Below are 14032 nucleotides of genomic sequence, written 5' to 3'. Positions count from 1 at the left end.
ACGGGCGGGGCAGATGCGGGCATATCTCACGGCGATCCTGATGGCCGGGACGGCCCTTGGCGGGGCGGCCTGGATGGGCGGTGGGGCGCTGGCGCAAAGCTCGTCGCCCTTTTCGGGCCTGTTCGGCGGCGGCAGCCGGGCCGAGGGACCGGTCGCGCTGGACGTGCAGGTCTCGGGCGATGAGGGGGGCGAGGATGGCGCGCTGACCCGGCGCATCCGGCAATCCCTGCTGGTCACCGGCGCGCTGGACGAGGATCGGACCACCGGACAGGATATTCTGGCCGCCGCACGCGGCGATTACGCCCGCGTCTTGGGGCTGCTCTATGACGAAGGTTTCTATGACGCCGCGATCAGCATCACGCTGGACGGCATCGAGGCGGCCGGGGTCGCGCCGCTGGATGCGCCGGCGCAGGTCGCCCGCGTCGTGGTGGCCGTGGAACCGGGCCGCACCTTCCGCTTTTCCCGCGCCGCCATCGCCCCGGTCGCCCCGGACAGCGAGATCCCCACCGATTACGCCAGCGGAGAGATCGCCGGCACCGGCCTGATGCGCCGCGCCGCGCTGGCGGGCGTCGATGGCTGGCGCAATGCAGGCCATGCCAAGGCCGATGTGGGCGACCAGCAGATCGTGGCCGATCACGATGCGGCGCAGGTCGACAGCCAGATCGCCCTGGCGCCCGGCCCCGCCGTCACCTTTGGCCGCATGACGGTCGGCGGCAATCAGCGCCTGAACGAACGCCGCCTGCGCAAGATCGCAGGCTATCCCGAGGGCACCCGTTTCGACCCCGACGAATTGGAAACCGTGCGCCAGCGCCTGCGCCGCACTGGCATCTTTTCCGCCATCACCCTGCAAGAGGCCGACGATCTGGGACCGGGCGACACGCTGGACGTCGATCTGACCGTGGTCGAACAGGCCACCCGGCGCATCGGCGCGGGGGCCGAAATCTCGACCAGCGACGGGGCGCTGCTGTCGGCCTATTGGATGCACCGCAACCTGCTGGGCGGCGGCGAGCGGCTGCGCATCGACGGGCGCGTCAAGGATATCGGATCGGAAACCAGCGACCGCGATGACGAACTGACCATCCGTCTGGACCGCCCCGCCACGATCACCGCCGACACCACCGCCTTTGTCGAGGCCGAGGTCCAGCAGATGCGCGAAGAGGATTATGACGAGGACACCGCCACGCTTGGCTTTGGTCTGAACCACATCTTCAGCGACCGCCTGACCGCCGATATCGCGCTGGAATACCAGTACAGCCGGGTTTTCGACGCGAATGGCCGGACCGATTTCAAGGTTCTGGCCCTGCCTGCCGAGGTGATCTGGGACCGGCGCGAGGATCAGAACAACGCCAAGCGGGGCTTCTATCTGTCCGCCGAGGTGACCCCCTTTACGGGGTTCGAGGACACCAGCTCGGGTCTGCGTGCCCTGGGCGAGGGGCGGGCGTTCCGGTCGTTTGGCGCGGATGACCGCTTTACGCTGGCGGGCCGGGCGCGAGCCGGGTCGGTCTTTGGAACCGACATCGAAACGACGCCGCGCAACTATCTGTTCTTTTCGGGCGGCGGCGGCACCGTGCGCGGCCATCCCTATCAATCGCTTGGGGTCGAGGAAATCTCGGGGCCGGGCGGCGTGCCGATCAAGACCGGCGGTCTGTCGGTCGCCAGCGCCACCGCCGAAATCCGCATGCAGGTCCGCGAAAAAATCGGGCTGGTGGCATTTGCCGATTACGGGCGCGTCTGGACCGAAGGCAGCTTTGGCGGCGAAAGCGGCGATCAGACGGGGGCGGGCCTGGGCGTGCGTTATGACACACCCATCGGACCGCTGCGCTTTGACGTGGCGGGGCCGGTCAGCGGCGACACCGGCAGCGGCGTGCAACTTTACCTTGGATTGGGGCAGGCATTCTGATGCGCACCTTCTGGATCACCCTGTTCGCCATCCTGTTCCCGCTGGCCGTGCTGGCGCAAAGCCTGACCGAACTGGCCGCCGGGGCCGAGGATGATCGCGGCTTTCTGACCGGCCTTCTGGAACGCAACCTGTCGGGGGCCGGGCGTCAGGTGGTCATCGAAGGGTTCGAAGGCGCGCTGTCGTCCCGCGCGACCTTTACCGAACTGCGCATTTCCGATGATGACGGCGCGTGGCTGACCCTGCGCAACGGCGCGATCCAGTGGAACCGTTCGGCCCTGCTGCGCCGCCGGGTCGAGATCGCCGAACTGTCGGCCGAGACCATCATCCTGCCCCGCCTGCCGCAGGGCGAGGATACCGGTGTTCAGGCCGAGGCTCCGGTCTTTGCGCTGCCGGAACTGCCGGTTTCCCTGAACATCGAACAGATCAGCGTCGACCGCGTCGAACTGGGCCAGCCGGTGATCGGGGTCGAGGCCGCGCTGCGCATCGCGGGCGGCTTCAGTCTGGAAGGCGGAGAGGGGACGGCGCAGCTGACCATCGACCGGCTGGACGGCCCGCGCGGCCAGTTCGTGCTGGACACCGGTTACAGCAATGAAACCGAGGTGCTGCGCCTCAATCTGGGTCTGGACGAGGCCGCCGACGGGCTGCTGGTCAATCTGGTCAACCTGTACGACCGCCCCGCCGTCACCGCCCAGATCAGCGGCGAGGGCAATATCCGCGATTTCGCCGCCGATATCCGGCTGGCCACCAACGGTCAGCCGCGCATCACCGGTCAGGTCAGCGCCAATGGCCAGACGGGCGAGGATGGCTCGGCCGGGACCGGATTCCGGTTCGAACTGGGCGGCGACGTGGCCTCGCTGCTGCGCCCGCAGGACCGGGCGTTCTTTGGCCGTGAAACCCAGCTGCTGGCCGAGGGCTGGCGGGCCGAGACCGGACGGATCGAGATCCCCCGTCTGGACATCCGGACCGAGGCTTTGCGTATCGCAGGCTCGTTTTCCACGAACGACCAGTCGGCGCCGCAGCGGGCCGAGCTGCAGGTGACGCTTGGCCGCGATGCCGGGGCCACGCAGGTGCCGGTCCCCTTGCCCTTTGCGGGCGAAGAGGCGACCGTCGAAACGGGCCGCCTGTCGTTTCAGTTCGACGCCGCGCGCAGCGATGGCTGGCGGCTGGATGGCCGTGTCGGCGCGCTGGACGTCGGCGATGTCGCCCTGGGCGAGGTTGATCTGGCCGGACGGGGGCAGGTGTTCCAGTCGGACGGCGCCCTGTCCGAAATCATCGGCGCGCTGGATTTCGCGGTCCGCGATCTGGCCTTCGACGACCCGTCGCTGGCCGAAGCCGTGGGCCCGCAGATCCAAGGGCGGACCGGCTTTGGCTTTACCCCCGGCAATGCGCTGGACGTCACGAACCTGCGGATCCGCGGGGCCGATTACGGCGCTGACGGCAATTTCATCGTCTCGGGTCTGGGCAGCGGCATCACCCTGTCCGTCGATGCGGGTGGGCGCTATACCGATCTGACGCGCTTGTCGGGTCTGGCCGGACGGCCCCTGACCGGGGCGGCGGATGCCACCGTTCAGGGCTATTACGTTCTTCTGAACAAAAGCTTCGATATCGATGCCCGCGTCGAGGGGCGCGACATCACGCTGAACCAGCCGCAGCTGGATCCGCTGCTGGGCGGGGCCTCGACCATCCTTCTGCAGGCCCGCCGGGACGAGCTGGGGTTGGAGATCGAGGATTTCCGCGTCAACGCCAACCGCCTGACCGCGACGGCGCAGGGCCTGATCGACCGCGCCTCCAGCACGCTGCAGGCGCGCATCTCGATGCCCTCGCTGGAGGATGCCGGTCCCGATTTCGGCGGCTCGCTGGAGGCCGAGGCCCGGCTGACCGGCCCGCAGAACCAGCGGCAGGTGGCCATGACCGGTCAGGCGCAGGATCTGCGCGTCGGCATCGCGGCACTGGACGGCGCGCTGGCGGGTGAGACCCAGCTGACCGTCAGTGCCGCACAGGCGCGCGACGGTTTCCGGCTGGAGGATTTCACCCTGACCAACCCGCAGCTGAGCGCCGAGGCCGAGGGCAGTTTTGCCCAGGGCGCGCTGGATGCCGTGGCCCGGTTTGCGGTGACCGACCTGTCATCAATCCGGGCGGACTGGGCGGGCGGCTTTCAGGCCAGCGCCACCCTGAGCGAAAAGAACGGCGCCCGCCTGATCGAAGTGACCGGCAGCGGTCAGGATCTGTCGCTTGGGCAGGGCACGACAGATGGCGCCCTGACCGGGACCACCCAGCTGACCCTGCGCGCGTTCGAACAGGCCGGCGTGATCACCATTTCGGAAGGCCGGCTGAGCAATGACCAGATGCGCGCCACGGTGCAGGGCACCTATGGCGAGGGCGTGACCGATCTGACCGGCGATGTCGATGTCGCGTCGCTGGCGCCCTTCGGTCCCGGCTGGCGCGGCAGCCTGCAGGCCGATGGCAGCTTTCGCGAGGCCGCCGAGGGGGTCCGCCAACTGGAACTGACCGGAACCGGGCGTGATCTGTCCTTTGGCCAGGCGCAGGTCGATGGCGCCCTGGCCGGCGAGACGCGGCTTGCCGTGACCGGAACCGAACGGGATGGTATCTTTACCATCGACACCGCACAGATCGAAAACCCGCGTCTTGGCGCCAGCGCGACCGGACAGGTCGGTGTGGGCGCGACCGATGTGACAGCGGATCTGAACGCCAGCGACCTGCGCTTTCTGGGCAACGGCATCGGCGGCGCGGTTACCGCCACGGCCCGGCTGACAGATGACGGCACCACGCGGCGGGTCGAGACGACCGGTTCGGCCAGCGGCCTGTCGGTCGGCCAGCCCCGCATCGATCCGGTTCTGGCCGGGCAGACCAGCTTTGACATCGCCGCCAGTCAGGGGGCCGATGGCCTTTCGGTCCAGCGGTTGGAGGTGACGAACCCGCAGCTGCAGGTCAGCGCGGATGGGGCGCCTGCTTCGGGCATCAACCTGCAGGCGCGGCTTGCCGATCTGGGCCTGATCGTGCCCGAATTTCCCGGGCCCGTCGCGGTGACCGGGACGGTGCGCGAACAGGGTGCCAATTTCGCGCTGGATCTGCGCGCGACTGCGCCGGGCAGCACCGAACTGACCATTGCGGGGACGGCGGCGCGGGACGGATCGACCACCGATCTGGCCATTGCGGGCCGCGCCGATTCGGCGCTGGCCAATACGACGCTGCGCACCCGCAGCGTTTCCGGCCCGCTGCTGATCGATTTGCGGCTGCAGGGCGCCCCGTCGTTACAGGCGCTGTCGGGGCAGGTCCGGCTGCAGGATGGCCAGTTGGCCGATCCCGGTCTGGGCCTGCGACTGGAGGCGATCAACGTCACCGCCGCCTTTCAGGGCGAACGCCTGCAGATCGACGGGGCCGCCAATGTCTCGTCGGGGGGGCGGGTGACGCTGAACGGACCGGTCGATCTGACCAATGGCGCCGTCGATATCGCGGTGGTGCTGGCCGAGGTGGTGCTGCGCGATCCCAATCTTTATCAGACCAGCGTGACGGGGAATGTGCGCTTCAGCGGCTCTGCCGCCAGCGGGCAGCTGATCTCGGGGCAGATCGATCTGGGCGAGACCGAGATCCGCATCCCCTCGACCGGGCTGGGGGGCGCACAGGCGATCCCCGATATCCGCCATGTCGGCAACCAGCGCCCGCCGGTCCGCGCCACCCGCGCCAAGGCAGGACTGGAGCCCTATCCCAGCCAGGCCTCGCGCGATGCGGGCATGTCGGGTCCGCCGGCCACGCCGGGACGTCCGCCGGCGCTTGATCTGGTGATCAATGCGCCAAGCCGGGTCTTCATCCGGGGGCGGGGGGTCGATGCCGAACTGGGCGGGGGCTTCCAGATTCAGGGCACGGCCCGCAATGCCATTCCGATCGGCAATCTGCAGCTGATCCGCGGCCGGGTCGATCTGCTGGGCAACCGCTTCGTGCTGACCGAGGGGCTGGTCGAATTGCAGGGCAGCCTGATCCCTGTCATCCGTCTGGTCGCCGAGACCGAGCGGGACAGCATCACCACCCGCATCATCATCGACGGCGAGGTCCGCGACCCCGACATCACCTTCGAATCCTCGCCCGAACTGCCGCAGGAAGAGGTTCTGTCCCAGCTGCTGTTCGGACGCGGTCTGGACAGCATCAGCCCGCTGCAGGCCGCGCAGCTGGCCAATGCCATCGCGGTGCTGGCCGGGCGCGGGGGCGACGGAATCATCGGCAATCTGCGTGAAAGCGCCGGTCTGGACGATCTGGACCTGACCACCGACGATGATGGCAATATCGAGCTGCGCGCCGGGCGCTATCTGTCCGAGAATGTCTATACCGACCTGTCGGTGGGCGAGGGGGGGCGGACCAGCATCAACCTGAACCTGGACATCACCCGATCGCTGCGGGCGCGGGGATCGGTGGGCAACGAAGGCGGCAGTTCCATAGGGGTCTTCTTCGAACGGGATTACTGAGGCTCTGTTCACCGGTCGGCGCGGCATTCGACGAAAGGGCCAAGGGCCGGGCTTCCGGGCGTCTGCCCGGGGCGCGCGGTGACGAAAAGCGCGCGTCAGCCACCGCTCCGGCTGGAGGGGTAATGCGGGGCGGGCATCTGCGCCACACTGCCCTGCGCGACGGGGGCATGGCCCTGTGCGGTGTGAAACCGCAGCATGCGCCGCCCGCCGGACAGGTCGGTCACGGTCCAGTTCAGATCCTGGCCCTGCAGCCCGGTCATCGCCTCGCCGTCCTGCGCGGCGCCTTCGGGCGCTTCGTCGGCAAGGGTCAGCGCCGCGCAAAGCGCGGTCAGCCCCGGATGGGGCGGGCTGGCGGCCTGCCATCCGGCAATCATGTCGGCCAGACTGGCAGGCGGCGGGCCCCACAATTTGCGATAGGCCCGATTGCTGAGCACCATCTGACCGGCCGCGGTGAAAACCGCCACGGCATCGTCCAGCCCGTCCAGCACCTGCGCGCTTAGCAGCAGTTCGGCCCGGAACCTGCGGGTGACCGAGATTTCGGTGGTGATATTCTCGAACAGGAAAGCCACGGCGCCACCGGGATGCGGCCTGCCCGTCACGCGATAGGTCTGGCCGCCGGGCAGGGACCACGTCTCTGCATGGTGGCCGGTGGCAGCGGCACTTTCCAGATTGGTCATATGCTGGCGCCAGCTGCGGTAATCCTTGGGTTCCGGCACCATCCGCTGTTCGCGCAGCTGGTCGAGAAAATCCATCAGCGAGGGCCGGGCGGTCAGAAAGCCGGTGGGCAGATGCGTCAGGTCGATCAGCGCCGGGTTGAACAGCTGCAGCTTGCGGCCCTGATCAAAGATCGCCAGCCCGATCGGCAGGTCGGCAAAGGTCTTGGTCAGCGTCTGGACGAATTCGCGCAGGCTGCGTTCGGCGCGCACGGCGGCATCGGCGGGCAGGGCGAACATCATCACCTGATCGCCCATCGGATGGCTGTGGCAGTCATACCACGACACGATCCCCCGATCCTCCAGCGTGGCGCGGCGTGGCGCGGGTTCGGTGCCCGGAATCGGGCGCGGCACATCCAGCAGCCGGGGCAGGGGCCAGCCAAGCGCGCCGTCATCCTGCGTTTCGGCATGGCGCAGATAGGCGCCGTTGGCCCAGGTGACGCGGTCGTCGGCATCCTGCCGCCAGACCAGCATGGGGGTCTGATCCAGGGCGCCGCGAAGCAGCTGCAATTCCTCCTCCATCGCCTGCAGGGACATCGAATCGACGACGATCCCGGCATGGTCCGCGCCCGGATCGGTGACGGTCAGGCGCGACAGTCCGTGGCCCAGTTCCTCGGCCAGCAGGCGCAGCGTGGCGTGGCCCTGACCCTGCTGACCCACAATCTCGACCCGGCCGCGCCGGGGCAGATGGGTCAGGCGCGTGGGTGCGTCGGGAAAACGCGGACCGATCCACCGCATCAGGCGGGTCCAGTCGTCATCCGCCGGCCCGCCCCGGTCCAGCAGCGCGCGCGCGGGGGGCGTCGCATCGACCAGCCGCCCGGCCTGAAACAGAAAGACCATCGGCTGGACCTGCCCTTCAAGCGGCGGGGGCGCCAGCCTGATCCGGCCCGTCACCGCCCTGCGGCGCCAGTCCCAAAGGCGGATGACCGCCGCCGCCAGCAGGACCGACAGCGTCCCGCACAGGACCGCCGTCACCACCAAGCCCGCACCCTGAACCATCATCGCGCCACGCCCCCTCATGGATCTTGCAGGCGACCATAGCCGGGCGAACCTTAAGATGTGGTTAAGGCGGTCAGCCTTCGAAGTTCGGATTATGGGCCAGCGCCGCCCGGCCCTGACCCTGCGCCACGATCCGTTCCAGCGGCCAGCGGACCGAGACGACCGCCCCCGGCCCGCCATTCGCGAAGGTCAGCCGCGCGCCCGACCGTTCCAGCAGGGTCTTGGCGATGAACAGGCCCAGCCCCATCCCCTCATAGCTGCCGCGCTGCGCCTCGGCGCGCCGCGTCAGATAGGGGTCGCCGATCCGCGACAGAAGCTGCACCGGATAGCCCGGACCGTCGTCGCGCACCGTCACGACCAGCGCGCCCTTGGTGATCTGTGTTTCGATCACCACCCGGCTTTCGGCGAAATCGACGGCGTTCTGGATCAGGTTGCGCAGGGCATGGGTGATGGCGGGATCGCGGCGGATGATGGGGCCTTCGGCATGGATCTCGACCAGCGGGCCGCGATCGGCATGGGGCTGGGCGGCATCCTCCAGCACGGCGCGCAAGGGGGCGGTGTGCATGTGCAGGTCGTCCTTGCCCGCGCGGCCCATGCTGCGCAGGATCGCGGCGCAGCGGTCGGCGGCCACGCGCAGCGCGATGGCATCGGCATGCAGGTCGGGATCGTCCCTCAGTTCGTCCGCCAGCTCTCCGGCGATCAGCTTGATGGTGGCCAGCGGCGTGCCCATCTCGTGTGCCGCCGCCGCCACCACGCCGCCCAGATGCTGCAGCCGCTGTTCGCGCGACAGGGCCATCTGGGTCGCGAACAGCGCGCCCGAGGTGTCCGACAGTTCCGCCGTCACCCGATGCGCATAGCCCGCAAAGAACACCACCCCGATCACCAGCGCGACCCAGTGGCCAAGCGCCAGGATCGGTTCCATCCGCAGGATCTCTCCGCCCGGTTCGCGCAGCGGCACCCCAAAGACCGCCGCGACCGAGATCAGCGCCACCGTCGCCAGCCCCAAGGCCAGCACCTGGCGCGCGTTCAGCGAGGCGGCGGCGATGGTCACCGGCGCCAGCACCAGCAGCGCAAAGGGATTGGCCATCCCCCCGGTCAGCGCCATCAAGGTCGAGATCTGCACCAGATCAAAGCTGAGCTGCCCCACCGCGCGCCCCGCCGAGGTCCGCTTGGGCGGACGCAGGAACAGCCACAGGTTCATCATGATCGAGGCCGAGATCAGCAGAATGATCGGCAGCTTGGGAAAGCCGATGCCCATCGACCATGCCACCAGCACCGCCGCCATCTGACCCCCGATGGCGAACCAGCGCAGATGCACCAGCGTCCGCATGCGGATCGGTTCGGCCTTGGGGGTCTCGATCAGCAAGGGCTCGATCGGGTCGGGCAGAGGCGGCACGGCATCCTGACGGTTCATCGGCGGCCCTTGGCTGCGACATTGCCCAGCCTTGATACCCGCGCCGCGATGGGCGATCAATGCGGGCATTTGACACCAAGGGGGATGCCATGACGGCGGACCGGAAAATCCTGCTGATCGGCGCTGCGGCGGCCATCGGCGTGCTGGCGGGCGGGGCGCTGTTCCTGACGCTGCAGGGCGGCACCGACACAAGCGGCTGTTCGAACAGCGCCGTGGCCGGGGGCATGGACAGTTTCGGGACAGAGTTCACCCTGACCCGGCAGGACGGCCAGCGCGTGACCTCGGCCGAGGTGTTCGACCGGCCCTCGCTTTTGTATTTCGGCTATACGTTCTGCCCCGATGTCTGCCCGCTGGACAGCGCCCGCAATGCCGAGGCCGCGACCCTTCTGGAAGAAAGCGGCAAGGAGGTGCAGACCGTCTTTGTCACCGTCGATCCCCGCCGTGATACGCCCGAGATCCTTGCTGATTATACCAGTTTGTTTTCCGACGATATGATCGGCCTGACCGGAAGCGACGAGGAAATCGCCGCCGTCAACAAAGGCTGGCGCAATTACTATAAGGCGAATGACGAGGAAGATCAGGAATATTATCTGGTCGATCACATGACCAATACCTATCTGGTCATGCCAGGAGAACAAACGGTCGAGTTCTTTTCCCGCGATACTCCGCCCGAACAAATGGCCGAGACGGTCGCCTGTTATATGGACGCCGCAACCTAAGGCAGTTTGTCGCACAGGGTTTGATTTTCCTTGCGATACTGCCCATCTGAACGAAAAGTTTTAGCGCCAGAGGGCCCCGAAATGGATGACATGAACCTGCAGATCGGTGCCGACCCTTCGTTGCTGCTGGTCGACGATGACGAGATTTTCCTGACCCGGCTGGCCCGCGCCATGGAAAAGCGCGGCTTTCAAACCGAAACCGCGCTGAGCGTTGCCGCCGCGATGCGGCTGATCGAACGTCGCGCCCCGGCCTATGCCGTCATCGATCTGCGGTTGGAGGATGGCAACGGTCTGGACGTGGTCGAGGCACTGCGCGACAAGCGCGCCGATGCCCGCATTATCGTTCTGACCGGTTATGGCGCGATTGCGACGGCGGTTGCCGCCGTGAAAATGGGTGCCACCGATTATCTGGCTAAGCCGGCGGATGCAAATGACGTGACCTCCGCGCTTTTGTCCAGCGGCGAATTCCTGCCGCCCCCGCCGGAAAATCCCATGTCCGCGGACCGTGTGCGGTGGGAACATATCCAGCGCGTTTATGAGCAATGCGAACGCAATGTCAGCGAAACGGCGCGGCGATTGCATATGCATCGCCGGACCCTTCAGCGTATTCTTGCCAAGCGCGGGCCGAGATAATCATATTCTTATCTTGAAGAAATAAAATCATGCTTATATTCAGGGGGAAGATAAACCACTCAATATAAAGAAAACGTGAACATGAGCATTGATTTCGACAAGATGTCTCTCAAGGAAATGCGCGATCTGCGGGTTCGTCTGGACCGCGCGATCAATTCCTATGAGGACCGCAAGCGCCGCGAGGCCATGACCGCTATCGAAGAGGCCGCCCGCGAACATGGTTTCAATCTGGCCGAACTGACCGGCTCGAAGCCTAAGAAGACCGGATCGGTCGCGCCGAAATACGCCAATCCCGCCGATCCGACGATGACCTGGACCGGACGCGGCCGCAAACCCAAATGGGTTGTGGAAAGCCTGGAAGAGGGCAAGGAACTGGAAGACCTGGCGATCTGAATTCCACGTCTGTTGCTTTGAAGAAAGGGGGCCGGTCGGCCCCCTTTTGTCATGCCGCCGCGCCTGTCATGTGGCCCGGCCCGTCATGCCGCCGCGTCGATCAGTACGATCAGATCGGCAAAACGTGCCAGAAAGGCCTGTCGCGTTTCGGCAGGGGGCCGCAGGGTGATGGCCAGTCCGTCCAGCAACTGCGTGTCGGGGATGGGAAACAGCCGCTGCGCCTCGGCGGCGCCAAAGCCCGCGATCGACACGGCCTCCAGCCTGGCCGAGACGCGGTCGGCGGCCTTGATTCGACGCTTGACGGGCACGGGCAGCGTCGCGGGCAGCCCGAAGCGACGATGGATGGCCGAAGCCAGCCGTTCGTCCATCGCGCCATATTCCCGCCCCAAAGCCGATTTCACCGGAGAGATCATGTCCCCGATCACATATTCGGGGGCATCATGCAGCAGCGCCGCCAGCCGCCAGTGCGGATCGGCGCCGGGCTGCATCCGGTCAAAGATCTGTTCGACCAGCAGCGAATGTTCGGCGACCGAATAGGGCCAGTCGCCCTGCGTCTGCCCGTTCCAGCGCGCCACAAAGGCCAGGCCGTGGGCGATGTCCCCGATCTCGATATCGACCGGCGTCGGGTCCAGAAGGTCCAGCCTGCGGCCTGACAGCATCCGCTGCCAGGCGCGCCGGGGCGGGGGCGCCATCGCCCCTTACGACAGCTTCTGGTCGGCAGGCACCTGCGTCTGCGCGGTCTGCTGCGCGCGCCGCGCCAGTTCCTGACGATACAGGGCCACGAAATCGACCGGGTCCATGTTGAAGGCCGGGAAACCGCCATCGCGCGTCATGTCCGAAATGATCCGGCGGACATAGGGGAACAGCATGCGCGGGCATTCGATCATCAGGAAGGGATGCAGCTGATCGGCCGCGACCCCGTCGATCTGAAAGACCCCGCCGTAATCCAGCTCGGCCAGAAACAGCGTCGCGCCGTCGCCCTTGTTGGTCGAGGTGACGCGATATTTGGTGATCACCTCGTATTGCGTGTCCGAGCCGCGCTTGCGGGCATCCAGGCTGACCTGCACGGTGATCTCGGGCTGAACCTCGCCCTGCGGCGCGCCTTTCTGGGCGACCGCGTTCTCGAATGACAGATCGCGGATGAACTGCGCCAGAATCTGCATGCGGGGCTGGGGGGGGCTGGGCTGCGGTTGTGCGGCGCCGTTGTTCTGCGGAGTGTCTTCTTCGGCCATGGGTCTACCTTCTCGATGCGGTCTTGACGGGCCTTCTATCAGCCCGCGCCTGCGCGCTCAATGCCGGGTCCAGCCGGAACCGCGCGGCGCGCGCGGCGGCGTCTGGTCGTCGATCTCATGCGGCAGATCGACCGGCGGGCGTCGGTCGGTGCGACCGGGCTCGTCGTCGGTGACGACGAAGTCGCCGTCGATCACGCCATCGTCATAGGGCGGGCGGTGCGGGTCGCGGCCCATGGTCGCACCACCTATGCCGACACGGGTCACGGTCATGCGCTTGCCGACCTGCCGCATTACCGCATTGCGGATGCCGGGGATCAGCAGCGCCATGCCCACCGCATCGGTGAAAAACCCCGGGGTCAGCAACAGCATGCCGGCGCCCAGAATCATCACCCCATGCGCCAAAGGCCGGGTGGGATCGCGCATTTCGCTGAAGCTGCGCTGGATTTCCGCCCAGGCATGCGCGCCTTGGCTGCGCATCAGCGCGACGCCGATCACGGCGCTCAGCAGCACGATGGCCAGCGTCGGCCACAGGCCGATCAGGCCGCCGACCTGAATGAACAAGGCGATCTCGATGACCGGGATCACCAGAAACAATGCAAGCAACCGCATGCGAATTCCCCTTCCTGCACGGCGCGGAAACTGGACTTGCGCCATGGCACTCCCTACATAACGCACAGACCGTCCGATACCAACGACCCGTTTGACCAGAGGTTGCCCGTATGTCCAACCCGCTTCTCCAGCTGATCGTCCTTGCCGGGATCGCGATCTTCCTGATCCTCCGGCTGCGCAATGTGCTGGGAACGCGCGACGGCTTCGAGCCGCCGCAGGTCGACCAGCCCGCCCGGACCGAAACCCGCTTCGAGGTGATCGAGGGCAGCGCCGACGAACCCGACCATGACATTCTGGACCATGCCGAGGCCGGATCCGCCAGTGCCACGGCGCTGGCCGCAATGAAGCAGGCCGAGCCGTCCTTTGGACTGCGCGATTTCCTGTCCGGGTCGCGTCAGGCCTATGAGATGATCCTGATGGCCTTTGAGCGCGGCGATCTGTCCGAGGTGCGCGCCTTTCTGTCTGATCCGGTCGCCGAGGCGTTCCAGTCGGTGATCGACCAGCGCGCCGCCAACGGCTGGACCGTGCAGGCGCAATATCTGGGCACCCGCGACACCTCGCTGGCGCTGGCCGAATACGACCCTGCCACCGGACTGGCCGAGGTGTCGGTCCGGTTCGTCGGCGAGCTGATCGCCGCGACCCGCGACGCCGACGGCAAGGTCATCGAGGGCGATCCCAAGGCCTCGCGCAAGCAAAAGGACATGTGGACCTTTGCCCGCCACATGGGTCAGGACGATCCGAACTGGCAGCTTGTCGCGACTGGCTGAGTGATGCGCCGCCCGAGGGGCCTGTCCCCCGAGGATCGCGACCTGTGGTCCCGGATCGCCCGCACCGCATCCCCTCTGGATGCCCGGCACAAGGGGCAGGCCGCCGATCTGCCGCATCTGTCCGACCTGCCGCCGGTGCCCCCGGCGGCGTCGTTGTCCGTGCCCCCCGCATCCG

Annotated in this window: 11 protein-coding genes; 6 read left to right on the top strand and 5 right to left on the bottom strand. The window is 67.1% G+C overall.

The features are described 5' to 3' along the window. Window positions 1-13: 13 nt before the first annotated feature. Both EG885_RS03065 and EG885_RS03060 read left to right on the top strand, forming a co-directional pair. Window positions 14-1900, top strand: coding sequence for an autotransporter assembly complex protein TamA (locus EG885_RS03065; protein WP_131573011.1), 1887 nt, complete (start codon window positions 14-16; stop codon window positions 1898-1900). Continuing rightward, entirely contained in the window at window positions 1900-6378 is a 4479-nt protein-coding gene (locus EG885_RS03060; RefSeq protein ID WP_131573010.1) for a translocation/assembly module TamB domain-containing protein, read from the top strand. Before EG885_RS03065 ends, EG885_RS03060 begins: the two co-directional genes overlap by 1 nt. A 95-nt stretch (window positions 6379-6473) precedes the next feature. On the opposite strand, the gene EG885_RS03055 is transcribed toward EG885_RS03060, so the two are convergent. Beyond that, window positions 6474-8111 (bottom strand): PAS-domain containing protein, encoded by a 1638-nt coding sequence (locus EG885_RS03055; RefSeq protein WP_131573009.1) that lies wholly within the window; start codon window positions 8109-8111, stop codon window positions 6474-6476. Between the two features lie 52 nt (window positions 8112-8163). Continuing rightward, the gene (locus tag EG885_RS03050; RefSeq protein ID WP_131573008.1) at window positions 8164-9504 is read right to left on the bottom strand and encodes an ActS/PrrB/RegB family redox-sensitive histidine kinase; all 1341 of its coding nucleotides are present in this window, start codon (window positions 9502-9504) and stop codon (window positions 8164-8166) included. Window positions 9505-9593: 89 nt separating this feature from the next. Here EG885_RS03050 and EG885_RS03045 point away from each other — a divergent pair, with 89 nt between their 5' ends. The 3 genes from EG885_RS03045 (at window position 9594) to EG885_RS03035 (ending at window position 11249) form a co-directional block, all read left to right on the top strand. Further along, window positions 9594-10223, top strand: coding sequence for an SCO family protein (locus EG885_RS03045; protein WP_131573007.1), 630 nt, complete (start codon window positions 9594-9596; stop codon window positions 10221-10223). Window positions 10224-10304: 81 nt separating this feature from the next. Beyond that, window positions 10305-10856, top strand: a complete 552-nt coding sequence (locus EG885_RS03040; protein WP_131573006.1) for an ActR/PrrA/RegA family redox response regulator transcription factor — start codon at window positions 10305-10307, stop codon at window positions 10854-10856. Between the two features lie 81 nt (window positions 10857-10937). Then, the gene (locus EG885_RS03035; protein WP_131573005.1) at window positions 10938-11249 is read left to right on the top strand and encodes an H-NS histone family protein; all 312 of its coding nucleotides are present in this window, start codon (window positions 10938-10940) and stop codon (window positions 11247-11249) included. An 83-nt stretch (window positions 11250-11332) separates the two neighbouring features. On the opposite strand, the gene EG885_RS03030 is transcribed toward EG885_RS03035, so the two are convergent. The 3 genes from EG885_RS03030 to EG885_RS03020 are packed head-to-tail and all read right to left on the bottom strand — an operon-like array spanning window position 11333 to window position 13090. Then, a complete protein-coding gene (locus tag EG885_RS03030; protein ID WP_131573004.1) occupies window positions 11333-11941 on the bottom strand; it encodes an HD domain-containing protein in 609 nt (202 codons plus the stop codon). 6 nt (window positions 11942-11947) lie between these two features. Continuing rightward, the gene (secB, locus tag EG885_RS03025) at window positions 11948-12481 is read right to left on the bottom strand and encodes a protein-export chaperone SecB (RefSeq protein ID WP_131573003.1); all 534 of its coding nucleotides are present in this window, start codon (window positions 12479-12481) and stop codon (window positions 11948-11950) included. 57 nt (window positions 12482-12538) lie between these two features. Beyond that, complete coding sequence (locus EG885_RS03020; protein WP_131573002.1) at window positions 12539-13090, bottom strand: FxsA family protein; 552 nt, start codon at window positions 13088-13090, stop codon at window positions 12539-12541. Window positions 13091-13200: 110 nt separating this feature from the next. Here EG885_RS03020 and EG885_RS03015 point away from each other — a divergent pair, with 110 nt between their 5' ends. Further along, the gene (locus EG885_RS03015; RefSeq protein ID WP_131573001.1) at window positions 13201-13857 is read left to right on the top strand and encodes a Tim44/TimA family putative adaptor protein; all 657 of its coding nucleotides are present in this window, start codon (window positions 13201-13203) and stop codon (window positions 13855-13857) included. The last annotated feature ends 175 nt before the right edge of the window (window positions 13858-14032 follow it).

Source organism: Paracoccus nototheniae, from assembly GCF_004335005.1.
In the GTDB taxonomy this organism is placed as follows: domain Bacteria; phylum Pseudomonadota; class Alphaproteobacteria; order Rhodobacterales; family Rhodobacteraceae; genus Paracoccus; species Paracoccus nototheniae.
This window is presented reverse-complemented; position numbering and strand designations above follow the sequence as displayed.